The organism is Comamonas brasiliensis (genome assembly GCF_018292285.1).
GTDB classification, from domain to species: Bacteria; Pseudomonadota; Gammaproteobacteria; order Burkholderiales; family Burkholderiaceae_C; genus Comamonas; species Comamonas brasiliensis.
Genome location: NZ_JAANES010000002.1, coordinates 623,108 through 645,333 on the forward strand (window position 1 = coordinate 623,108; position 22,226 = coordinate 645,333).

A 22,226-nucleotide genomic window follows, 5' to 3' on the forward strand; every position below is an offset into this window, starting at 1 on the left:
TCGCGTCTACCCTGCGGGGCAGGCGCGCCAGCCCGGGCCACATGTTTCATGAACCCAGACACCGACCCATAACCAATAACAATCGGAACTTCATGCAATCCCTACAGAACTTCAATCTGCTCGCCACGCTGAACACGGTGCTGTGCCTTGTCGTGGCCTTTGTCTGCGGCAGCATCATCGGCCTTGAGCGCCAGATACGCCAGCGCACGGCGGGCCTGCGCACCAATACCCTGGTCGCCGTGGGCGCGGCCGTGTTCGTCGACCTGGCCATGCGCGTCTCGGGAGCCGACGGCGCCACGCGCGTCATCTCCTATGTGGTCTCGGGCGTGGGCTTTCTGGGCGCCGGCGCCATCATGAAGGAAGGCGCCAACATCACGGGACTGAACACCGCCGCCACGCTGTGGGGCTCGGCTGCCGTCGGCGCCTGTGCGGGCGCGGGTCTGCTGCCAGAGGCCGGCATTGCCACCCTGTTCGTGCTGGCCAGCAACACCTTGCTGCGCCCCGTGGTCAACTACATCAACCGCCACCCCGTGGCCGAGCATGCCAGCGAGGCTACCTACTATGTCTACGTGATCTGCGGCCAGCAAGCCCAGGCCGATGTGCGCGAGGGCATGCAGAAGCTGCTGGAAGCGGCCAACTACCCCGTGCGCGCGGTGGAAAAGCACGAAATCCCGCCACACAACACCGAAATCGAGGCCGAGCTGTTCGCCACGGCCGTGCATGCCGAGGAGCTGGACCAGGTGGTCACGCAGATCGAAGCCTTGCCCGGCGTGCTGCAAGCCTTCTGGAACGCTGGACCACAGAACAATTGACCCCCTGAGCCGCTTTGCGGCTTCCCGTTGCACGTCGCCCCTGGAGGGGGACGACGCCCTTGCCGGCCGCCTCTCACTGGAGGCGTGCCGATTTTTTGCGTCGTTACCTTGCTTACGCAGCCGTATCGTCTGCCGGGGCCTGCAGGCCCAGATGGCGGTAGGCGGCCTGCGTGGCCATGCGCCCGCGTGGCGTGCGCTGCAGAAAGCCCTGCTGGATCAGATAGGGCTCGATCACATCCTCGATGGTGCCCGACTCTTCGCCGATGCTCGCCGCGATGTTGTCGAGGCCGACCGGGCCGCCATCGAAACGATGCACCACGGCCTCGAGCAGCTTGCGGTCCATGATGTCAAAGCCCTGGGGGTCCACATCGAGCATGGCCAGTGCCTTGTCGGCGATCTCGCGCGTGATGCGGCCGTCGCCCTTGACATCGGCATAGTCGCGCACGCGGCGCAGCAGGCGGTTGGCGATACGCGGCGTGCCGCGCGAACGGCGTGCAATCTCGAAGCAGCCCTCCTCGTCAATCGGCGCATTGAGCAAGCCCGCGCTGCGCTTGACGATGCGCGAGAGTTCCTCGGAACTGTAGAACTCCAGCCGCGCCACGATGCCGAAGCGATCGCGCAGCGGATTGGTGAGCATGCCGGCGCGCGTGGTCGCCCCCACCAACGTGAAAGGCTGCAGGTCAAGCTTGATGGAGCGCGCGGCCGGGCCTTCGCCGATCATGATGTCGATCTGATAGTCCTCCAGCGCCGGATAGAGGATTTCCTCGACCACCGGGCTCAGGCGGTGAATCTCGTCGATGAACAGCACATCGTTGGGCTCGAGATTGGTGAGCAGCGCCGCCAGATCCTTGGGCTTTTCCAGCACCGGGCCGCTGGTCTGGCGCAGGTTCACGCCCAGCTCGGCCGCAATGATGTGGGACAGCGTGGTCTTGCCCAGGCCCGGGGGGCCGAACAGCAGCACGTGATCGAGCGCCTCGCTGCGCTTCTTGGCAGCGCTGATAAAGATCTCGAGCTGCTCGCGCGCCTTGGCCTGGCCCACATATTCATCGAGCTGCTTGGGGCGCAGAGCCCTCTCCAGCGCTTCCTCTCCCATGAAGGCGCTGCCTGCCGACACCACGCGTGGCGCCGGCTCGCGCACGGCTTCACGCGATGAATCACGCACTGGCTTGGGGGATGGCGTTGCCGCAAATTCGTCCACATGAATCGTCATAGGCCTCAATTGTGCCGTGCATCGGCACCGCACTGTTGCGCACAGGCTGTTGACGCCGCCTGCATGTCACAGCTTCGTCACAGATGTTTCACAGAATGCAGCGCAAACGCCCCGCGCAGTTCTGCACGGCAGATACATCGATGCGCTTGCACCGATATCCCACCACCTCTTCCTGAAACCCCTCCATGCGCCTCAACCCTCCCACGCCAACTGGCGCTGCCTTTCGCAGCCTCGCCCAAGTCTCCGTTCTTGTTGCGGCCTCGGCAGCCCTCGCGGCCTGCGGTGGTGGCGATGGATCCCCAGCCCCAGCCCCGGCCCCCGCGCCAGCGCCAGCGCCAGCGCCCGCACCCGCTCCAGCACTGGCTCCCCTTGCAGGCAGCAACAGCTACCTGGGCACGCTGAGTTTTGGCGATACCGTGGCATTGAGCCTGGACAGCACCACCAAGCAGATCACACTGCGCTTTGTGGATTCGCGCTTTGGTCTGGCCGGAGCCATCACCAGCGTCTACAGCGTGGATGCCAACGGCCAGTTCGTGGCCCAGAAATTCCAGGCTGTGGCAGGCAGCAATCTCCCTGGCGCTCTGGTGAGTCGTCTGAGCGACGTCACCCTGCGCTTTTCAGCGGAAACCGGACTGGTCACCGGCAACGTTGACGGTTTGCCCAATTTGCTGGACACCTCGGCCACATCGACGGCATCGCTGCAGGGCGTGCTCACCGCCTCCAACCAGGGGGCGGCACAGATCAGTGCACTGGCCGGCACCTACAACTATCTGCGCAATGAGGCTGTGTATTCCCCCTCGGGCAAGCCCGGCGCACCCAGCGCCAGCGCGGGCCAGTTGCGCATTGCCAATGACGGCGTTGTGCGCGTCTGCCCGGGCCAGGGCGCAAGCGACACCTGCACCAACGGCATCACCGGTCGCGTGACGGTAGATCCCGACCAGACCACCTATCCCGGCGCCCTGGTGCTGGAGCTGGGCGGCCAGCGCATCGGCCGTGCCGTGGTGGGCAAGCGCAGCGACGGCGCGGCCATCTCCGTCGATGTCTACAGCGCCGCTGCGGGTGGCAGCTTCACCTCGGGTAACTGGACCCTGCAATCTGCCGCCACGGCCCCCGTGGCCGCCACGGCGCTGGATGGCGAGTGGCTGTGCACCCATCCCGAGCAGGCAGGTACGGGCCGCAGCATGCGCCACTATGTCTCCATCGGCAACGGCCTGCTGCAGACCGACACCATCGACATCGATCTGAAGCTCAGCGCCAACGCCGCGTCCGGCACAGGCGGTGCGGCCAATGGCCTGTTCGGCGGCCAATGGGTCGGCGGCAACGGTGCGGCGCGCACGCTGCTGCCGGTCTCGGCCAACAGCTTCTACTACGCAGGCAGCAGCGGCCCTGCAGATACCGACACCAGTGCACTGGGCGCGTGCCAGCGGTTGCCCGAGCAGGCAGTGCTGCCCAAGTACCTGGACAAGAGCGCAGCCAGCACCGACCCGGTCATGATCACGCTGGCAGATGCACTGCCCACGCAGCCCGCCATCGGCTACGACCAGATCTACTACAAGCAGGGTCGCTACACCCACACTGCGACCGGCAGCGTGGCCTCCTCGCAATGGCAAAAAGCCTTTGATGACTTGTGCGAAGACAGCGGCCAGGATTCCACGGCCAAGAATGGCATCACGGCCAGCTCCAGGCTCAACGACCGCAGCAGCTTCACCTGCAAGGCCCAGGTCGCCAACTACCAGAGCCTGCTGAAGACAGCCGTGGTCGGCCCCAAAGGCCAGCTCTTCCTGACCGACGGACATCACAGCTTCACCAGCCTCTGGGAAGCCCCCAACAGCAACGGCAATGTGGCCAACGGACTGGCCGGTGGTCAGGTGCAGATGCCGGTGATGATCAAGGGCAACTACAAGGACGCCAACAACGCCAGCTTCTGGCGCACCATGCGCGCCAACAAGTTCGTCTGGCTCAAGCTGCCTGACGGCTCGTCCATCACCCCCGCCGATCTGCCGCGCCAGCTGGGCCTGTCCAATGGTCTCAAGGACGACCCCTTCCGCTCGCTGGTCTACTTCACCCGCGAAGTGGGCTACAACAAGCCGGTCAACCCTTCCGAGTTTCTGGAGTTCTACTGGAGCGAATGGCTGCAGGCCTCACCGCGCAGCTTCAAACTCAGCCAGTACAACCTGAACCAGGCGGGCAACGGCTCCGACGGCGGCTATATGCAGGCCATCAAGGATGCATCCAACCTGATGCTGGCCGCCAATCCCTCGGAAATGATCGGCGCTTCGGGCTACAACGCAGTGCAGATGGGACAGATGGCGGCCTTTGGCACGGCCACCTATACCGACCTGTCCACGCCCAAGCCCGCAGATGGCAAAAAGGCCGGCAAGCTGGCCTATGCGCTGGAATACCGTGCGTCACTAAGCAGCGCAAAGTAAGCACGCAAGCCAAGGGGCCGGCAAGAATGCAGTAGGCCGGACAAGAGCAGGGCGAATGAGGGATGACGAACAATCCATGGCATCGTAGAGACCACACACATGTTCTTAAAGGCTTTGCCATGTTCAAGATCCATCAGCTCGCCCCTTGGCTGCTTGCCGCCCTGCTAGCCCCCGCTGCCCAGGCCGCACTCAAGGCCGGCGATGCAGCACCCGGCTTCAAGACGCCCGCCGCCGTGGCCGGCAAAGCCTTTGACTTCGACATGGCCGAAGCGCTCAAGAAAGGGCCGGTGGTGCTGTATTTCTTCCCCAAGGCCTTCACCCAGGGCTGCACGCTGGAAGCCCATGCCTTTGCCGAAGCCACGCCCCAGTTCGCGGCCATGAAAGCCACGGTGGTGGGCATGTCGCATGACGATATCGACACCCTCAAACGCTTTTCCACCGAGGCCTGCCGCGACCAGTTTGCCGTGGCCTCGGACCCGCAGGCCGTCACCATCAAGGCCTATGACGCAGGGGCTGCATCGAATCCGGCCAGGGCCGACCGCATCTCCTATGTGGTGGGCCAGGACGGCAAGGTGAAGTTCGCCCTTGTCAGCAGCGACCCGCTGGCCCATGTGGAGCAGACCAAGGCGGCCGTCAGGCAGCTGCAGGGGAAATAGCCATGCCCGGCCTGGCCCGGCCCTCCATCACTGCGCCAGCCAGTTCCCGATCTGGCTGCTGAAGGTCCGGTCGAAGCGGCTGTAGACGTCCGAGCCCCCGCTGACCGTGCACGAGCTGCTGCCGCCGGACAGCGTGCCCACCACGCGTCCGCTCGCAAACATGGCCGAGCCGCTGCTGCCGCCTTCGGTCACGCCCTTGCTCCAGCCGACATTCACGAAATCGCTCTGGGCATTGCCTGGGTTGCAGGTGATGCTGCCGGCGCCCAGGGTGCAGTTTCGGTAGCTCTGCACCTGGCCTTCGCTGTATTTGAGCAAATCGCCCTGTGGGTGATGCAGCCCGTAGATGGCCGTCCCCGTCACCGCCGTTCCTCTCGCATCCCAGCCGGCTAGCGTCGCACCGGCGGGTGCTGCGTCATTGAGCCGCATCAGCGTGGCATCGTGCGCCGCAGTGGCATACAGCAAGGTGGCACCGCTCTGCAGCGCCATGGTCTGGGCACTGGGCTCGAAGCTGTTGCAGCTGGCCGAGCGGAAGAACCAGTCCGTGCGCAGCGAGGTGGCCGATGCCTGGGTGGAGATGCAGTGATTGGCCGACAGGAAATACGGCGTGAAATCGCGCCGCGTGTTGTTCAGCAGGGAACCCGTGCAGTAGTAGTAGCGGTTGTCGGAGCCCACATAGGTCATGCGCGCCACGGCGTTGCGCTCGGTGGCGTACTGATCGGCGCAGCTGGCATCGAGCTCGCAACCCGCGGAATCGCCCACATTCCGGGGCACGAGGCTGTCGCGCAGTTCCAGCTCCGTCGGCAGGGCCAGGTTGACATAAGCATGGGTGAGCGTGGGAATGGCAATGCGCAGCTGCGATGTCGAGAGTCCTGCAGGCAGTGCGATCTCCAGCGTGACCTCATCGGCTCCGAGGTCGGGAGTCCACCAGATGCCGGCCGCCCGGGTGTCGCCGTCGGCACGACGATTGCGCGCAATGGCCTCGTTGATAGCCTGGCCCGTGGTCTCGAACCCGGTCTTGCTGCGATCCTTGCGGTACAGCCTGAGTTCGGCAGCATCGGGCATGGCGTCGACCACCAGGCCCAGCCGCAGGCCATGGGCGCCGGCCGAGGTGATGCTGATCGCCGCCACCTGACCGCCCCCCGGGGTCTCGGACCAGTGCAGCGTGCGCGCCATATCGCCAGCGGACTGCAGCGAAGACAGCTCGCGCGGCGCCCCGATCTGCATGGGCAGGCCGGGCATGGGCATGACCGGTGAAGGCGCGTCGCTCCACTGCGGCAATGCCAGACTGACGGCCTTGGGCCGCACCGCCACGGATGCCACCGCCACGCTTCTGGCCACCGCCGCAGCCTGGGCGGCGGGCACGATCAGTGAATCCAGCACATTGGCCGTGGGCGGCCCCAAAGGAGAACTGATCTCTGCCGCGCCGCCGATGATCGCGCCATTGCCTCCCCCGGTCCCGCCGCCGCCGCCAGGGCCGGGACCGGGGTCCGGAACACTGCCTCCACCCCCGCCGCCGCCGCAAGCCGTCAGCACCACCAGCATCAGGCCTGCGCATCGGGAGGGAATGCGTCTGCCCTGTATCCACCAATGCATATCGTGTTCTCCTGCAGTTCACGACCGGACTGGCACAGGGCCAGCGGAGCTATTTGGTCAAAGCCTTGAGCGCGAGCTTAATGCCCTCGCTCACCCCTACTTCGGGTGGGAGTTTCTTGAGGGCGGCCGAGGCTTCCTTGTCGGAATAGCCCAGCGCCATCAGCGCCTGCTGGATATCGTTTTGCTCGCTGTTGTTGGCAAACAGCGACTGCGCACCGGTATCCGCGCCGATCTTGCCCTTGAGCTCCAGCAGCAGACGCTCGGCGGTCTTCTTGCCGATGCCCGGCACCTTGACCAATCGCCCTGCTTGCTGCTGCGATACCGCGTCCGCGAGATCATCGATGCTCATGCCGCTGAGCACGGCCAGCGCCATGCGCGGACCGATGCCGGTGATCTTGATGAGCTCACGGAAGGTCTGGCGCTCGCGGGCCGTTGCAAAGCCGAACAGCAGCTGGGCGTCTTCCCGCACCACAAAATGGGTCAGCAGGGCCACCTTGGCGCCATTGGCGGGCAGGTTGTAGAAGGTGCTCATGGGCACCTGCACCTCGTAGCCCACGCCAGCGCAGTCCACCAGGACTTCGGGCGGGTTTTTTTCCAGCAGCGTTCCCGTCAATTTGCCTATCATTGAAATCCTTTGCCGCACCGTGCGGCGATTCTTTTGAGAAATTATCCGCGTGATCCTGCGCCATACCTTCACTCCCCATAACAATACGCGCCTGACCCATCTCTGCGGCCCGGCAGATGCGCATCTGCGCACCATCGAAGTCGCGCTGGGCGTCAAGATCGCTCACCGCCACGAGCAGTTCAAGATCGACGGCCCCAAGGCCAAGGCCAATGAGACGCTGGAGCTGCTGCAGGCGCTCTATGAAATCGCCGACTACGTGATCGCCGAAGACACGCTGCAGCTGATGCTGGCCGGCGATGTCGAGATGCTGGAGGCCGATCTGACGGCTCCGCAGCTGACCACGCGCCGTGCCGATCTGCGCGCCCGCACGCCCAACCAGGCCCTGTATCTGGAAAACATCGCCAATCACGACATCAGCTTCGGCATCGGTCCGGCCGGCACCGGCAAGACCTATCTGGCCGTGGCCTGTGCCGTGGACGCTCTGGAGCGCAGCGCCGTGCAGCGCATCGTGCTGACCCGACCTGCCGTGGAAGCCGGCGAACGCCTGGGCTTTCTGCCCGGCGACCTGACGCAGAAGGTGGACCCCTATCTGCGCCCTCTGTACGACGCGCTCTACGACCTGATGGGTTACGAGAAGGTGCAGAAGGCCTTCGAGCGCAATGCGCTGGAGATCGCGCCGCTGGCCTTCATGCGCGGTCGCACGCTGAACAATGCCTTCGTGATCCTCGACGAGGCACAGAACACCACGCCCGAGCAGATGAAGATGTTTCTGACCCGGATCGGCTTTGGCGCCAAGGCCGTGGTCACGGGCGACGTCAGCCAGGTCGACCTGCCCAAGGGCGCGCCCAGCGGCCTGGTCGATGCCGAGCGCGTGCTCAGGCGTGTCAAGGGCATCTCCATCAACCACTTCACCAGCGCCGACGTGGTGCGCCACCCGCTGGTGGCCCGCATCGTGGACGCGTACGACGCGCGCGGGCGCGTGTCCGAAGGCACTTCGGCGCCCAAGCACCGCAGCAGCAGCCCGCGTACGACCCGCTCCCTGCCCACGGCCGACGAGCTTTAATCAAAATCCATAGCTACTAGCACTTACCAAATAAGGGCTAAAAGCCAAAATGACCTTGAATCAACTGCAACTATCGCTGCAATTCGGCCCCAGCGCCGAGGCGGCCGCCCACCGCGAACTGCTGAGCCGCAGCCGGGTCACGCGCTGGATCCGCCATGCGCTGGCCGTGGATGCCGAGATCACGGTGCGCATCGTCGATGCCGAGGAAGGCCGCAAGCTCAACCGCGAGTACCGCCAGAAGGACTACGCGACCAATGTGCTGACCTTCGACTATCAGCAGGAGCCGACCGTGATGGCCGATCTGGTGCTCTGCGCCCCCGTGGTGGAGCGCGAGGCCCAGGAGCAGAACAAGACGCTGGAAGAACATTACGCCCATCTGCTGGTGCATGGCACGCTGCATGCCCAGGGCTGGGACCACGAGACCAGCGAGGAAGACGCCGAAGAGATGGAGGCCTACGAGACCGACATCATGAAGGAAATGGGCTACGAAGACCCCTACGCCAAATAGCGGACAGGCATCGGCCCACGTGCCGCGGACTCCTGAAAAAAGAGCTACCTGCGCAGGTCGATCATGTATTTCAAAGGCATTTAGCCTTGAAACTCAAGAATGACAAGCGCAGGCAGCTCTTTTTATGAGAGTACCCCGACCGGGCTTACTCCACGCTCAGGCCGATGCTGCGCACCAGCTGGGCCACGCGCACATCTTCGGTCTTGATCTGTCTGGCAAACACCTGCTGGCCCTCGCCCACGGGAGTGATGCCCTGCTGCAGCAGGCTCTTGCGCAGCTCGGGGTCCTTCAGCGCCTTGTCGGTATCCTGGGCAATGGCCTGGACCACGGCAGCCGGCGTGCCCTTGGGTGCGAACAGGCCGAACCAGGCACCGGCCTCAAAGCCCTTGTAGCTCTCGGCCAGGGTCTGCACCTGGGGTAGCAGCGCGTGACGCTGCAGGCCGGACACGGCCAGCGCCGTGAGCTTGCCGCTCTGGATCTGGGTGAGCGCCGGAGCGATCGCAATCAGCATCACATCGACCTGGCCGGCGAGCACATCCTGCAGGCCCTGAGGGCCGCCGCGATAGGGAATGTGCGTGGCGAAAAAGCCTGCGCGCTGCTTGAACTGCTCCATGGCCAGATGCTGGGCACCGCCCGTGCCCGAGGAGGCGTAGTTGATCTTGCCCGGGTGGGATTTGGCGTAGGCCACAAAGTCCTGCAAGGTCTTGAAGCCCTTCCTGGGATTGGCCACCAGCACGAAGTCGGACTGACCCAGCTTGGTCACCGGCACCAGATCGTTCTTGACGTCATAGGGAAGATTGCGCTGCACATTGGGCATGATGGTGATGGCGCTGTCGCCGCCCACCAGCAAGGTGTAGCCGTCGGGCTGGGCCTTGACCACGGCATCCACGGCCGCGACGCCGCCGGCCGCCCCCTTGTTTTCCACCACGACGGCCTGCTTCCAGTCCCTGCCCACCAGATTGCCCACCTGGCGGGCCAGCAGATCCGGAGCGCTGCCTGGGCCGTTGGCCACCACCAGCTTGACGGAATGCGCCGGAAACTCCGGCTGCTGCGCCATGGCTGCGCCCGACACGCAGGTTGCGGCCAGCATGGCCCATGCGGTGCGGGAGAGGAAACGGGGCAGATTCACGGCAAAACTCCTTAACTAAGGAGTTGATTGTCAAAACAATCACTTATTCCTCAAAATACTGTTTTCAAATTCTTTTATTTCCAAAAATAATTAACTACACAAGAAAAGAACAGGGGCGACGCAGACCTACGCCTAAGATCGCCCCATCACAAGGCGCAAAGCCGACAGAGAAAATCAGGAGACAAGAACATGGAGAACCTGGGCCACCTTGCCCTTTTGCTGGCCGCAGCTTTCACGGCCGGCACGCTCAACGCCGTCGCCGGTGGCGGCAGCTTTCTGACCCTTCCCGCCCTGGTCTTCACGGGCGTACCGCCCGTGATTGCCAATGCCACGGGCACCGTGGCCCTGCTGCCAGGCTATATCGCGGGCGCCTGGGGCTTCAAGGACGATATGCAGTCCCCGCCAGGCCTGTCCATGAAGCAGGTGGTGGCTCTGTCCCTGATCGGCGGCTCCGCCGGCGCGGCGCTGCTGCTGTTCACGCCCGACGCCACCTTCCGCAAGGTCGTGCCCTGGCTGCTGCTGGCCGCCACCGCCATGTTCGCCTTCGGCCCGCAGCTGCGCGCCTGGGCCTCGGGCAAGAATGCCGACCACGCCGCCACATCAGCAGCCAAGGCCGCTGCAGGCATGCTGATCGTGGCCATCTACGGCGGCTACTTCAACGGCGGGCTGGGCATCTTGCTGCTGGCCTTGTTCGGGCTGCTGGGCCAGACCTCGCTGAACGCCATGAACGGCATGAAGAACCTGGTCTCGGCCCTGCTGACGGCGATTGCCGTGGTGATCTACGCCGTGGGCGGCATTGTGGAGTGGAAGCTGGCCCTCCTCATGATGGTGGCCGCCACCCTGGGCGGCTATCTGGGAGCCCGCACGGCTCGCAGGATTGCCCCCCATGTCCTGCGCTGGGGCATTGTGGCCACGGGGCTGGTGATGGCCGGGCTGTTCTTCGCCAGAGGCTGAAGCTCCACCAAAGCAAAAAGCCTTCTCGGTCACGAGAAGGCTTTTAGTGAGCATCCAGCGCCTTGTGGACAGGCGCTGGAGATCCATCTGACGGCTGATTCTTAGAGCAGCCGCGCCTTCACGGTCTTGCCCTTGACCTTGCCCGCATTGAGCTTGGCGCAGGCCGCCGAGGCGATCTTGCGGTCCACGGCCACATAGGTGGAAAAGTCGTTGACGCTGATCTTGCCGATCTGGTCGCGGCTGTAGCCGAAGTCGGCGCACATGGCACCCATCACGTCGCCGGCGCGGATCTTTTCCTTGCGCCCGCCGATGATCTGTATGGTCATCATGGGCGGCAGCAGTCCGCCGCCAGCGGCGGGCGTGAGCTCGTCCACGGGGAAGAACTGCGAAGCACGGCCTTGCAGCTGCTCGATCTTGCCCACGCTGCCCATCTCGTCCATGGACACCAGATTCAGCGCCAGCCCTTCGGCATCGCCACGGCCGGTGCGGCCGATACGGTGGATGTGGACCTCGGGGTCGGGCGTGACATCCACATTGATGACGGCAGACAGGTCGGCGATGTCCAGGCCGCGCGCCGCCACATCGGTGGCGACCAGCACGCTGCAGCTCTTGTTGGCAAATTGCACCAGCACCTCGTCGCGCTCGCGCTGCTCCAGCTCGCCGAACAGGGCCAGGGCGCTGAAGCCCTGGGCCTGCAGCTCGCTCACCACATCGCGGCATTGCTGCTTGGTATTGCAAAAGGCAATGCTCGATTCGGGACGGAAGTGCGCCAGCAGCTTGGCAACGGTGTCCACCTTGTCACGAGCGCCCACCTCGTACCAGCGCTGCTCGATCTTGCCGGCGCTGTGCTGGGTCGCGACCTTGACGGTCTGCGGGTCGCGCATGAAGCGGCTGGCCAGCGAGGCAATGCCTTCGGGATAGGTGGCCGAGAACAGCAGGGTCTGGCGATCCGCAGGGCATTGGCGCACCACGGTTTCGATGTCGCCGAGAAAGCCCATGTCCAGCATGCGATCGGCCTCGTCCAGCACCAGGGTCTTGAGGTTGCCGATGTCGAGCTTGCCGCGCTCCATCAGATCCATCACGCGCCCGGGTGTGCCGACGACGATGTGGGCGCCGTTTTCCAGCGAGGCGATCTGGTTGCGCGAGGGCACGCCGCCATAGACGGTGACGACCTTGATGTTGTCCTGCGCGCGCGCCAGGCGGCGGATTTCGGTGGCGACCTGGTCGGCCAATTCGCGCGTGGGGCACAGCACCAGGGCCTGGACGGCAAACCAGCGCGGGTTCAGGCGATCGACCATGGGCAGGCCGAAGGCAGCCGTCTTGCCGCTGCCGGTGCTGGCCTGGGCGATCAGGTCCTTGCCCTGCAGGGTCAGCGGCAGGCTGGCGGCCTGTATGGGCGTCATCTGCGCATAGCCGAGCTGCTGGAGATTGGCCAGCATTTCGGGGGACAGGGGCAGCGCCGAGAAAGCGGAGGAATCAGAGGCCTGGGCGGCGCTGGTGGAGGTATTCATGGGAGCGGATTATCCCGGGCCTGCGCCACAAAAGCCTTGTGCCATCGTTATTCACGGTGCCATTTGCGGGTTGCCCCTCTTCAATTCAAGCCGGCCATGCTCCTAGTCTGAAAGCGCGCTCTCCATGAGCTGCCTATGTTTGAAGCCAACCACAGACCCTCACATGCACCCTAGCCTTACCCGCAAGTTCTGCGCCGTCGCCGCGCTGGCCGTCACTCTGGGCTCGGCCCAGGCAGCGGAGCTGGATCCCCAGCCGCTCAAGCCCCAGCTGCAGCAGCTGATCGCCCAGATGTATCCGCAGATGCGCGGCATCTACGAAGACCTGCATGCCAATCCCGAACTGGGTTTTCAGGAAACACGCACCGCCGCGAAGCTGGCTGCCGAGATGCGCAAGCTGGGCTTTGAGGTCACCGAGGGTATTGGCAAGACCGGCCTGGTCGCCATCTACCGCAATGGCGCGGGCCCCACCGTCATGGTGCGCACCGAGCTGGACGCCCTGCCGATGGAGGAAAAAACCGGCCTGCCCTATGCGAGCAAGGCCAAGGCCCAGTACAACGGCAAGGAGAGCTTTGTCGCCCATAGCTGCGGCCACGACATGCATATGACCAGCTGGCTGGGCACGGCGCAGGCGCTGCTGGGCCTGAAGAACCAATGGAAGGGCACGCTGATGTTCGTGGCCCAGCCGTCCGAGGAAACCGTGACAGGAGCCAAGGCCATGCTGGCCGACGGTCTGTTCAAGAAATTCGGCAAACCCGACTACGCTTTTGCTCTGCATACCGGCTCCATGCCCTACGGCATGGTCGGCTATGTGGCCGGGCCGGCGACCTCCAATTCGGACTCGCTGGACATCACGTTTCATGGCCGTGGCAGCCATGGCTCCATGCCGGACAAAGGCATTGACCCCGTGCTCATGGCCTCACGCTTTGTGGTCGATGTACAGGGCGTGATCAGCCGCGAAAAAGATCCCATGGAGTTCGGTGTGGTCACCGTGGGCGCCTTCAACTCGGGCAGCGCGGGCAATATCATTCCCGACCAGGCGCGGCTGCTCGGAACAATCCGCAGCTACAAGAGCGAGGTGCGCACAAAAATGCACGAAGGCATTGAGCGCACGGCCAAGGCCGAAGCCGCCATGTCGGGCGCTCCTGCACCCGAGGTCAAGCTGGTCAAGGGCTCGGATGCCGTGGTCAATGACGCGGCACTGGTAGGCCGCACGGTCAAGCTGTTCAAGGCCGCACTCGGCGACCGCAATGTGATCCCCATCTCACCCATCACGGCCAGCGAAGATTTCTCGGACTTCATCAATCAGGGTGTGCCATCCATGTTCTACACCCTGGGCGTGTACGACCCCAAGAAGGTGGCCGAGGCCAGTCAGCCCGGTGGCAAGCCCCTGCCCTTCAATCACTCACCCTTCTTCGCCCCGGAGCCCGAACCCACGTTCAAGACCGGCGTGGAAACCATGACCCTGGCGGTCATGAACGTGATGCAGTAATCGCAAGCCAGCCCCGCCACCGGGGCTGGCGTCACTGCATCTGCTGCAGATTGCCGATGCGCACCAGCATCTCGGTGAACATCTGCATGTCCGTGCGCAGATCCGGCAGTTCCTGGTACTCCAGCGCATTGTGGGCCGTGTACTTCTTGCCGGGCATGGCCGGGCCGAAGTTGATGGCGTTGGGCATGAGCTTGGCCGTGGTGCTGCCTGCGGTAGGCACGGGCCTGGCGTCCAGCCCCGTGGTGTCGCCAAAGATATTGAGCAAAGTGCTCAGCCATGCGCCCTTGGGGTCGCGGGCCATCCAGTTGCCCTGGGTGTATTGCACCGTCACCGGGACCTTGGCCGCATCGCTCCAGCGGGCAATGCCCTGCTCCACCGCAGCGCGCAGCTGCTCCGGCGTCTTGCCCCGCGGCATGCGCGCATTGGCCGTCACCTCCAGCTTGCCGTCCGCAGACTTGATGAGATTGGGCGACAGCGTGAGCGGCCCCATGAAATCATCGGCATAGGCAATACCCAGCTGCCGGCCCAGATAGTCCAGGCCAAACACGCCATTGATATAGCGCACGGCCTGGCTGTACTGATTGGGCTGCACCAGTGCTGCGCCCTGCTCCGGCATCAGGCTCTGCTGCAGGAACAGCGCCAGGCGCGGCACGGGATTCACCCCTTCCTCGGGGCGCGAGCCATGGGCCGATGCGCCGCTGACCTTGACCGTGACCTGGCCCTCGGCGCGCTGCACATCGATGGAGAACTTCCCCTGCGCCTCGTGCCGGCGCACAAAGTCGTCCTTGTCCTTGGACAGCCGCTGCGCAATCTGATCCAGCGCAGCCGCATCGGTGGCGGAGACGGTGGCCGAGGCCGTCTGCGCAATGGAGTTGGCCGAGGCGGCGCCGGTCATGGCGGTGATGGCGGGCTTGGCGGCATCCACGGCGACATCCGCAAACAAGGCCTTGAGCGCGCCCGTGCCCTTTTCAGCGACCACGGCCGGGTACTTGCTGTCCAGCACGATGTTGTACTGCGGCAGCGAGGTCTTGCTCTGGTAGTACTTCATGGCATCGCCGCCGGTTTCCTCGGTGGTCTCTATCATCAGGCGAATGCTGCGCGACAGCGGCAGACCGCTGTCCTTGACCGCCTTCATCGCATACAGCACGGTGGCGATGGAGCCCTTGTCGTCAATCGTGCCGCGTCCATAAAGCTTATCGCCCACGCGGGTGACCTGGAACGGGTTGATCTGCTTGCCATCCAGCACCCATTCGGCGGCCACCACCGGCACCACATCGGCATGGGTCAGGATGCCGAACTCGGTCGCCTCGCTGGCACGGCTCACCGCATTGGCAGGCAGCGTCACTTCAAAGATGCGGTTGTCCACATTGCGAAAGTGCAGCCCGAACTCGGCGGCCATGGATGCAACGAGCTTGCCGAAGTCCAGGATGGCCGGGCTCTCATGCGGGGGCACCTTGGGATCGCGCACCGTCGGCAGCGCCACCATGCGCTGCAGGCTTTCCAGCACCGCCGTCTCCTGCGTCAGACGGTTGTACACGCCCAGCAACCGGGCGATATCCGCGAGCTCGCCGTCCGACAGCGTCTGGCCTCGCGTATAGCGCTGCACGGCTGCCGCCACGCCAGGCTCGGCCCTGGCAGCCCGCTGCGCAAAGGCCTTGAAGGATTCGGGCGGAGTCGCAGCAGACGATGCGATCAGGGCGTCCAGCGCGGGTTTTTTCAGGGTCTGCGCCTGGATGGGCAGACTGGCGCCTGCCAGACCCAGAATCAGGCCGGCTACGATGAGGGACAAAGAGGGCTTGCAGGATGGCTTCATGGACAGCTCTTGTTGAAATCGTGGTGACGGACGGGGTCGCAAGACCGGCCTTGCCTAGGCCTGCGGCTCCATGCGCATGGGAATGGTGACGGGCCCGTCATTGACCAGATGCACCTGCATGTCGGCGGCAAACTCGCCGGTCTGCACCTCAGAGTGGGCAAGCCTGGCCTGGTCCACAAAATAGTCATAGAGGCGCCGGCCTTCGTCGGGCGCGGCGGCAGCGGTAAAACTGGGGCGGCTGCCTCCCCTGGTATCGGCCGCCAGCGTGAACTGGCTGACCACCAGCAGCCCCCCGCCGACGTCCTGCAGGCTTTTGTTCATCTTGCCGGCCTCGTCACTGAAGATGCGCAGCTTGAGCATCTTGGCCAGCAGCTTGTCGGCCTCGGCCTCGGTATCGCCGCGCTCGGCACAGACCAGCGCCAGCAGACCCTGGCCGATCTGACCGGTAATGCGGCCGTCGACCTCCACGCGCGCCTGCTTGACGCGCTGAATCACACTCATCATGTACTGAAACCTTCCTTGGCCGCGCCCTGTGCTTCGCCGCCCTGCTCCCCATCGGCCACTTCACTGACCGTGTTCATGCCCATGGGCAGCAGCTCGATGCGGGCGTACAGGCCTGGTATGGCCTGCAGCAGCGCGGCTTCAATCTCGGAACGCAATTGTGCCGCCCGCTGGACGCTCCACTGGCCGGGAACATGCATGTGAAAGTCCACAAAGCTGCGCTCCCCCGCCTGGCGGCTGGAGATATTGTCGAAACTCACGCCTTCGCTGCGCCCGGCGAAGCTGTCCAGCAAGGTGTCTATCCTGAGACGCTGCGGCGCATCCAGCGCCTGATCCATCAGGCCTTGCGAGGACTGCCAGACCAGGTGCACACCCTGCACGCAGATATGCACGGCCACGGCCAGAGCCACCACCGCATCCACCCACAACCAGCCCGTCAGGGCCGCAGCCAGCAGGCCGACCACCACGCCCACCGAAGTCCAGACATCGGTGAGCAGATGCCGTGCATCGCCCTCCAGCGCCATCGAGCGGTATTTGCGCGAGGAGCGCAGCATGACCCATGCCAGCAGCCCGTTGAAGACCGTGCTGAGCAGCGACAGCATCAGGCCCCAGCTCAGCTGCTCCAGGGGCTGCGGGTTCCACAGCCGCGACAGCGCTGCCCAGGCAATCGCCAGACTGGCGCCTATGACCAGCACGCCTTCGAAACCGGCCGAGAAATACTCAGCCTTGTAATGTCCATAGGGGTGTTCGGTGTCCGCCGGTCGCTTGGCCACGGTCACCATGGTCAGTGCAAACATGGCACCTGCCAGATTCACGAAAGACTCCAGCGCATCGGACAGCAGGCCGACCGAGCCGGTCAGCCACCAGGCCAGGGTCTTGAGCACGATGGTGAGCAGCGCCACCACCACGGACAGGCGCAGCAGATTGTGCGGCTGCAGCCATTTTGAAGAGCTTGAGAGGTCGGACTTGAGCATATTCGGGTTCCTGAGCCTCTATATCACCAAGTGTTCTGATACATCAATAGTCTTTGCAAGTTGTCTGAAAAGCAATTCACAATCCCTTCGGTGATGGACATATCATGGTCGTGGCTGACCTGATTCCTATATAAATACTCCCAGAAAAAAGGGAGGCGCATGCCTGATACGTTGACAGCACAGCAAACGAGGGATGAGGACGCCATTCTTCGGCTGGTGGCCGATACAGCACCCGCAATGCTGGCTTATTTTGATGCCGAGACACGTGCCTGCCGCTTTGCCAACGCGCGCTACGCAGAGCACTTCGGTCACACCATGCAAAGCATTGTGGGCATGGATGTGCGCGACATCGTGGGCGAGCCGGTCTGGACACAGATCGAACCTTATCTGAACTCCGTGGCGGTGGACAGCACCCAGACGCTGCGCTATACGCGCCAGGTCGAGCACGAGATCGGTCGACTGCAGCACATCGAGGCAGTGCTGCGCCCGCATGAGGAAAATGGCGTACTCAAGGGAGTCGTGGCGCTGATGACCGATGTCAGCCACCACCATCTGGCAACGCAGCAGATACGCGACAGCGAAGAGCGCATGCGCAAGTTCGCGGCCATCACCACCGAAGCCATCGTGCTGCACCGTGATGGCGTCATCATGGACGGCAATGACGCGCTTTCCCGGCTGGTTGGCTATTCGCTCGAAGAGCTGCGCGGCACGCCGGTGCTCGATTACGTGGCGCCCGAGGCGCGTCTGCGGGCGCTGCAGAACATGCGCAGCGAACGTGAAGATCGTCTTGAGTCCGTGGTCGTGCACAAGAACGGCCAGCTCGTTCCGGTGGAGATAGAAGCCAGCACCATGCCCGGGGAAAAAGACCGGCACCGCATCGTCCTGCTGCGCGACCTGACCGCAAACCTCCAGACCCGGCAGCGCATGGACTATCTGACCCAGCATGACCTTCTGACGCATCTGCCCAACCGGGCCCGCCTCAACCATTTGCTGGCCGATGCCATCGCCAGGGCTGCCGGCGAGCAATCGCGACTGGCGGTACTGTCGCTGGACCTGGACCAGTTCAAGTCGGTGAACGATTCGCTCAGTCATCAGGCAGGAGATCTGCTGCTGTGCGAGCTGGCGCAGCGGCTCAGAAGCACCGTCGGCACTCAGGATATCGTGGCCCGCACCGGCAGTGACGACTTTGTCATCGTGCTCCCCGACAACCCAAGCCTGCTGGAGACCGAGGCCCTGCTGGCCAGGCTGCGCGCCACGGCAGAGGCGCCCTATCTGATAGAGGGCACCCAGCTGGTGATTTCCGTCAGTGTCGGCGTCGCCATGTATCCCAAGGACGGGAAATGCCCGGCATCCCTGCTGAGCAATGCCGAGGCCGCCATGCAGATGGCCAAGAGCCGCGGCCGCAGTTTCTCCCAGTTCTACACGCCGGCGCTCGAGAGCCGTGCAACACGCATGCTGATGCAGGAGCAGATGCTGCGCAACGCCGTGGAACGCGGCGAATTCGAGCTGCATTACCAGCCGCAGACCCTGATGCAGACAGGCGAGCTTGCCGGCTTCGAAGCCCTGGTGCGCTGGAGGCACCCGCACCGCGGCCTGGTCTCGCCCGACGAATTCATCGGCTTTGCCGAGAACCGGGGGCTGATCGCGGCCGTGGATCGCTGGGTGCTCAATCAGGCCTGCCGTCAGGCCCATGCCTGGCAGCAACAGGGTTTTCCCGCCATCCCCGTGGCCGTCAACCTGTCGGCACAGGAATTCCGCCAGCGCGATGTCGTCAAGGAAGTGGCCCAGGCTCTGGCCGACACGGGGCTGGAAGCCTGCTATCTGCATATCGAAGTGACTGAAACCACGCTGATGCTCTCGGGCAACCAGATGCAGCAGACCCTGCATGCCCTCAAGGCGCTGGGGGTGGGCCTGGCCATCGACGATTTCGGCACCGGCTACTCGTCTCTGGCCTATCTACGCAAGCACCCTATAGACCGGCTCAAGATCGACCGCTCATTCGTGACCGATCTGCCACACAACCCGGATGCCGCCGCCATCGTCAATGCCATCGTGCAGATGGGCCAGAGTCTGCATCTGGAGATTCTGGCCGAGGGTGTGGAAAGCACTGAACAGCTGGACATGCTCAGAGAGATGGGCTGTGCCATGATGCAAGGGTTTCTCGTGTCAGCGCCATTACCTGCCGAGCAGGCTTCGGCATGGATGTCGCAACACTGTCAACTGCTACAAAGACAATAGTGCATGGCCTCGAATACACCGACACCCTCTCATAAGAACAGCAGCATGTTCCATACGGACGCCCTCCAGGCGCTAGCCCATGTGCAGCAGTTGTACCGCGAGCAGATCGATCATCTGCGAGCTGCCATGCAGCGCTTCGTGGCGGGAGAAACCCCGGCAGCGCCGATTCACGCCTACTACCCGTTTGTGCGTATCAAGACCACCACGGTGGCGCAGGCCGATACCAAGCTGACCTACGGCTTTGTGGAGGGCCCCGGCACCTATGAGGCCACGCTGACTAGGCCCGACCTGTTTGCCAGCTATTTTGGCGAGCAGCTGCGCCTGCTGATCCTGCACCACCAGGTGCCCATCGAAGTGGGTCTCAGCGACAAGCCCATCCCCATCCATTTCTCGTTCGCCGACAACGACCATATCGAAGGCTCGCTCTCGCCGGAGCGCCGCATGCTGATGCGCGATGTGTTCGATCTGCCGGATCTTGAATCCATGGACGACGGCATCGCCAACGGCACCTGGCGCGCTGCGGCCGGCGAGGCCCTGCCTCTGTCCCTGTTTACCGCGCCGCGCGTGGATTACTCGCTGCACCGCCTGCGCCACTACACGGGCACGGCCCCGGACTGGTTCCAGAACTTCGTGCTGTTCACCAACTACCAGTTCTATATCGACGAATTCATCCGTCTGGGCCATGCCGAAATGGCCAAGGAGGACAGCGAATACATCGCCTTTGTCGAGCCCGGCAATGTGGTGACCCGCCGCGCGGGCCTGCCCGCGGAACCCGTCGACGAACTCGGAAACGCGCCGCCGCGCCTGCCGCAGATGCCGGGCTATCACCTGGTGCGCGCGGACAACAGCGGCATCACCATGGTCAATATCGGGGTGGGCCCGGCCAATGCCAAGACCATTACAGACCATATCGCCGTGCTGCGCCCCCATGCCTGGATGATGCTGGGCCACTGCGCGGGTCTGCGCAACAGCCAGCAGCTGGGCGACTATGTACTCGCCCATGCCTATGTGCGCGAGGACCATGTGCTGGACGAAGAGCTGCCGCTGTGGGTGCCGATTCCGGCACTGGCCGAAATCCAGGTCGCGCTTCAGCAGGCCGTGGCCGACGTGACGCAGATGGAGCGTGCCGATCTCAAGCGCATCATGCGCACCGGCACCGTGGCCAGCACCGACAACCGCAACTGGGAGCTGCTGCCCGACAACCTGCCCCAGCGCCGCTTCAGCCAGAGCCGCGCCGTGGCGCTGGACATGGAATCTGCCACCATTGCCGCCAACGGCTTCCGCTTCCGCGTGCCCTACGGCACCTTGCTGTGCGTCAGTGACAAGCCGCTGCACGGCGAGATCAAGCTGCCCGGCATGGCCAACCATTTCTATCGCGAGCGTGTGGACCAGCATCTGCGCATCGGCATGCGTGCCGTGGACATACTGCGCGAAGGCGGCTCCGACCGCCTGCACAGTCGCAAGCTGCGCAGCTTTGACGAGGTGGCCTTCCAGTAAGGCCTTGCCATGCTCGAGGTCGACCAGTTCTCCATGACATTGATGGTCGCCGTCAATTTGATGCTGGTCGCCTTCTCCCTGCCATGGTTCATGGGCCCCCAGCTGAGCCGGGCAGCCCGCAATGCGCAGCAATTCCTGTTGCTGCAAGGCCTGGCCTGGCTGCTGGTGCTCAGCGCCACGCGCTCCACCTCGCTGACCTGGAACACGCTGCTGTCGGTGGCGGCGACCGCCGCCTCTACAGGCGCTCTGTGGCAGCTGCAAAAGGCGCTCAAGGGCTGGCTGGGCCCCAGAAGACAGTCGCTGGTGCGCGCGCTCGCCGTGCTCTGCCTGCTTGCCCTGGCCGGCGAGCTGATACTGATTCAAAGCCAGCCTTACCGGCTTTTCTGGTTCAACATCTGCTATGGCCTGGCGATTGCCTCGCTGGCCAGCCTGGCCTTGTTTCCGCGTACCCCGGCGGCCCGGACCTGGCGCTATCTGTTCTTCGGCACCGGTCTGTGCACAGCCCTGGCCCTGCTCGCTCGCAGCTATCTGGCTCTGCATGCGCATCGGGTCTACAGCTTTGAACAAGAGCTCGATCCCGGCCTGTCGCCGTCCTGGCTGGTGCCCCTGTTCACCGCCATCCTGTTTGTGGCGATCCTGATGGCCTGGCGTGACGAGGAACACCGCCGGCAGCAGGCGGACAAGCCCGAAGACAGCCTGACCGGCCTGCCACTGCGCCAGGCCATCCGCAACCAGGCCCGCCACATGCTCAACCGGGCACAACGCGAAGACCTGCCGCTGGCCTTGATCCTGATCGACATGGATCATTTCTCGCACATCAATCGCCGCCATGGCTATCAGACCGGAGACGAGGCCTTGCAGCTGATGTCACGCACGCTGAGAAAGCAGATGCGCGGCGACGAGGTCGTGGCCCGCTGGCAGGGGGAGTCCTTTTGCCTGCTGATTCATGCAGACCAGCAGGGCGTCAGATCGCTGCTGACGCGCATCAAATCCACACTGCAGATTGGCGCGCAATACGAGCTGCAGGTGGAGCTGGACTTCAGCGCGGGTTGCGCACTGGTCCCTGCGGCCTGGAAGGGCCTGAGCCTCAACGAGCTGTCCAGCCACGCCAATGCTGCCTTGCAGCAAGCCAAGAAGCAGGGCCGGGGGCGGGTGGAGTACACCACCCTGACTCCTCCACCCGACGAAAAACCTGTCGAATCCGACCTGGCTCCGCTGGCCTGA

18 protein-coding genes are annotated in these 22,226 nt (G+C 64.1%); 10 read left to right on the forward strand and 8 right to left on the reverse strand.

The features are described from left to right. Positions 1 to 92 precede the first annotated feature (92 nt). On the forward strand, positions 93 to 812 hold the full coding sequence (locus DJFAAGMI_RS11270) for an MgtC/SapB family protein (protein ID WP_211457206.1): 720 nt from the start codon (positions 93 to 95) through the stop codon (positions 810 to 812). Positions 813 to 924: 112 nt separating this feature from the next. On the opposite strand, the gene ruvB is transcribed toward DJFAAGMI_RS11270, so the two are convergent. After that, on the reverse strand, positions 925 to 2,022 hold the full coding sequence (gene ruvB / locus DJFAAGMI_RS11275; protein WP_003050864.1) for a Holliday junction branch migration DNA helicase RuvB: 1,098 nt from the start codon (positions 2,020 to 2,022) through the stop codon (positions 925 to 927). 185 nt (positions 2,023 to 2,207) lie between these two features. Between ruvB and DJFAAGMI_RS11280 the strand changes: the two genes are divergently transcribed. Further along, positions 2,208 to 4,451 carry a ParB/Srx family N-terminal domain-containing protein gene (locus DJFAAGMI_RS11280; protein WP_211457207.1) on the forward strand — a complete coding sequence of 748 codons (2,244 nt, stop codon included), beginning with the start codon at positions 2,208 to 2,210 and terminating at the stop codon, positions 4,449 to 4,451. A 119-nt stretch (positions 4,452 to 4,570) separates the two neighbouring features. Further along, positions 4,571 to 5,107, forward strand: coding sequence for a peroxiredoxin (locus DJFAAGMI_RS11285; RefSeq protein ID WP_211457208.1), 537 nt, complete (start codon positions 4,571 to 4,573; stop codon positions 5,105 to 5,107). Positions 5,108 to 5,134: 27 nt separating this feature from the next. Here DJFAAGMI_RS11285 and DJFAAGMI_RS11290 read toward each other — a convergent pair whose 3' ends face one another. Next, positions 5,135 to 6,700 carry a trypsin-like serine peptidase gene (locus DJFAAGMI_RS11290; protein ID WP_211457209.1) on the reverse strand — a complete coding sequence of 522 codons (1,566 nt, stop codon included), beginning with the start codon at positions 6,698 to 6,700 and terminating at the stop codon, positions 5,135 to 5,137. Positions 6,701 to 6,749: 49 nt separating this feature from the next. Further along, entirely contained in the window at positions 6,750 to 7,325 is a 576-nt protein-coding gene (gene ruvA / locus DJFAAGMI_RS11295; RefSeq protein WP_003050853.1) for a Holliday junction branch migration protein RuvA, read from the reverse strand. Between the two features lie 49 nt (positions 7,326 to 7,374). Between ruvA and DJFAAGMI_RS11300 the strand changes: the two genes are divergently transcribed. After that, the gene (locus DJFAAGMI_RS11300; protein WP_211457210.1) at positions 7,375 to 8,388 is read left to right on the forward strand and encodes a PhoH family protein; all 1,014 of its coding nucleotides are present in this window, start codon (positions 7,375 to 7,377) and stop codon (positions 8,386 to 8,388) included. Positions 8,389 to 8,437: 49 nt separating this feature from the next. Then, complete coding sequence (gene ybeY, locus DJFAAGMI_RS11305) at positions 8,438 to 8,896, forward strand: rRNA maturation RNase YbeY (RefSeq protein ID WP_003050847.1); 459 nt, start codon at positions 8,438 to 8,440, stop codon at positions 8,894 to 8,896. A 145-nt stretch (positions 8,897 to 9,041) separates the two neighbouring features. Here ybeY and DJFAAGMI_RS11310 read toward each other — a convergent pair whose 3' ends face one another. Next, positions 9,042 to 10,025, reverse strand: a complete 984-nt coding sequence (locus DJFAAGMI_RS11310) for a Bug family tripartite tricarboxylate transporter substrate binding protein (protein ID WP_211457211.1) — start codon at positions 10,023 to 10,025, stop codon at positions 9,042 to 9,044. Between the two features lie 189 nt (positions 10,026 to 10,214). Here DJFAAGMI_RS11310 and DJFAAGMI_RS11315 point away from each other — a divergent pair, with 189 nt between their 5' ends. Continuing rightward, positions 10,215 to 10,979 (forward strand): sulfite exporter TauE/SafE family protein, encoded by a 765-nt coding sequence (locus tag DJFAAGMI_RS11315; RefSeq protein WP_211457212.1) that lies wholly within the window; start codon positions 10,215 to 10,217, stop codon positions 10,977 to 10,979. Positions 10,980 to 11,080: 101 nt separating this feature from the next. On the opposite strand, the gene dbpA is transcribed toward DJFAAGMI_RS11315, so the two are convergent. Then, on the reverse strand, positions 11,081 to 12,490 hold the full coding sequence (gene dbpA / locus DJFAAGMI_RS11320; RefSeq protein ID WP_211457213.1) for an ATP-dependent RNA helicase DbpA: 1,410 nt from the start codon (positions 12,488 to 12,490) through the stop codon (positions 11,081 to 11,083). 163 nt (positions 12,491 to 12,653) lie between these two features. Here dbpA and DJFAAGMI_RS11325 point away from each other — a divergent pair, with 163 nt between their 5' ends. Next, complete coding sequence (locus DJFAAGMI_RS11325) at positions 12,654 to 13,979, forward strand: amidohydrolase (protein WP_211457214.1); 1,326 nt, start codon at positions 12,654 to 12,656, stop codon at positions 13,977 to 13,979. Positions 13,980 to 14,010: 31 nt separating this feature from the next. Here DJFAAGMI_RS11325 and DJFAAGMI_RS11330 read toward each other — a convergent pair whose 3' ends face one another. The 3 genes from DJFAAGMI_RS11330 to DJFAAGMI_RS11340 are packed head-to-tail and all read right to left on the reverse strand — an operon-like array spanning position 14,011 to position 17,267. Beyond that, on the reverse strand, positions 14,011 to 15,792 hold the full coding sequence (locus tag DJFAAGMI_RS11330) for a dipeptidase (protein ID WP_211457215.1): 1,782 nt from the start codon (positions 15,790 to 15,792) through the stop codon (positions 14,011 to 14,013). A 54-nt stretch (positions 15,793 to 15,846) separates the two neighbouring features. Next, the gene (dtd, locus tag DJFAAGMI_RS11335; protein WP_211457216.1) at positions 15,847 to 16,296 is read right to left on the reverse strand and encodes a D-aminoacyl-tRNA deacylase; all 450 of its coding nucleotides are present in this window, start codon (positions 16,294 to 16,296) and stop codon (positions 15,847 to 15,849) included. Then, on the reverse strand, positions 16,293 to 17,267 hold the full coding sequence (locus DJFAAGMI_RS11340) for a cation diffusion facilitator family transporter (RefSeq protein WP_211457217.1): 975 nt from the start codon (positions 17,265 to 17,267) through the stop codon (positions 16,293 to 16,295). Before DJFAAGMI_RS11340 ends, dtd begins: the two co-directional genes overlap by 4 nt. 159 nt (positions 17,268 to 17,426) lie before the next feature. On the opposite strand from DJFAAGMI_RS11340, the gene DJFAAGMI_RS11345 reads away from it, so the two are divergent. From DJFAAGMI_RS11345 to DJFAAGMI_RS11355, 3 genes are read left to right on the forward strand one after another with little or no spacing between them, the layout of a single operon-like run. After that, on the forward strand, positions 17,427 to 19,505 hold the full coding sequence (locus DJFAAGMI_RS11345) for a putative bifunctional diguanylate cyclase/phosphodiesterase (RefSeq protein WP_211457218.1): 2,079 nt from the start codon (positions 17,427 to 17,429) through the stop codon (positions 19,503 to 19,505). A 45-nt stretch (positions 19,506 to 19,550) separates the two neighbouring features. Further along, on the forward strand, positions 19,551 to 21,002 hold the full coding sequence (locus tag DJFAAGMI_RS11350; RefSeq protein ID WP_211457219.1) for an AMP nucleosidase: 1,452 nt from the start codon (positions 19,551 to 19,553) through the stop codon (positions 21,000 to 21,002). Between the two features lie 9 nt (positions 21,003 to 21,011). Next, a complete protein-coding gene (locus DJFAAGMI_RS11355) occupies positions 21,012 to 22,226 on the forward strand; it encodes a GGDEF domain-containing protein (protein WP_211457220.1) in 1,215 nt (404 codons plus the stop codon).

Excerpts from the sequence above, each read along its gene's own strand:
- DJFAAGMI_RS11270 (WP_211457206.1), top strand. The coding sequence starts at position 93 with ATGCAATCCCTACAGAACTTCAATCTGCTCGCCACGCTGAACACGGTG.
- ruvB (WP_003050864.1), bottom strand. The coding sequence starts at position 2,022 with ATGACGATTCATGTGGACGAATTTGCGGCAACGCCATCCCCCAAGCCA.
- DJFAAGMI_RS11280 (WP_211457207.1), top strand. The coding sequence starts at position 2,208 with ATGCGCCTCAACCCTCCCACGCCAACTGGCGCTGCCTTTCGCAGCCTC.
- DJFAAGMI_RS11285 (WP_211457208.1), top strand. The coding sequence starts at position 4,571 with ATGTTCAAGATCCATCAGCTCGCCCCTTGGCTGCTTGCCGCCCTGCTA.
- DJFAAGMI_RS11290 (WP_211457209.1), bottom strand. The coding sequence starts at position 6,700 with ATGCATTGGTGGATACAGGGCAGACGCATTCCCTCCCGATGCGCAGGC.
- ruvA (WP_003050853.1), bottom strand. The coding sequence starts at position 7,325 with ATGATAGGCAAATTGACGGGAACGCTGCTGGAAAAAAACCCGCCCGAA.
- ybeY (WP_003050847.1), top strand. The coding sequence starts at position 8,438 with ATGACCTTGAATCAACTGCAACTATCGCTGCAATTCGGCCCCAGCGCC.
- DJFAAGMI_RS11315 (WP_211457212.1), top strand. The coding sequence starts at position 10,215 with ATGGAGAACCTGGGCCACCTTGCCCTTTTGCTGGCCGCAGCTTTCACG.
- dbpA (WP_211457213.1), bottom strand. The coding sequence starts at position 12,490 with ATGAATACCTCCACCAGCGCCGCCCAGGCCTCTGATTCCTCCGCTTTC.
- DJFAAGMI_RS11325 (WP_211457214.1), top strand. The coding sequence starts at position 12,654 with ATGCACCCTAGCCTTACCCGCAAGTTCTGCGCCGTCGCCGCGCTGGCC.
- DJFAAGMI_RS11330 (WP_211457215.1), bottom strand. The coding sequence starts at position 15,792 with ATGAAGCCATCCTGCAAGCCCTCTTTGTCCCTCATCGTAGCCGGCCTG.
- dtd (WP_211457216.1), bottom strand. The coding sequence starts at position 16,296 with ATGATGAGTGTGATTCAGCGCGTCAAGCAGGCGCGCGTGGAGGTCGAC.
- DJFAAGMI_RS11340 (WP_211457217.1), bottom strand. The coding sequence starts at position 17,267 with ATGCTCAAGTCCGACCTCTCAAGCTCTTCAAAATGGCTGCAGCCGCAC.
- DJFAAGMI_RS11345 (WP_211457218.1), top strand. The coding sequence starts at position 17,427 with ATGCCTGATACGTTGACAGCACAGCAAACGAGGGATGAGGACGCCATT.
- DJFAAGMI_RS11350 (WP_211457219.1), top strand. The coding sequence starts at position 19,551 with ATGTTCCATACGGACGCCCTCCAGGCGCTAGCCCATGTGCAGCAGTTG.
- DJFAAGMI_RS11355 (WP_211457220.1), top strand. The coding sequence starts at position 21,012 with ATGCTCGAGGTCGACCAGTTCTCCATGACATTGATGGTCGCCGTCAAT.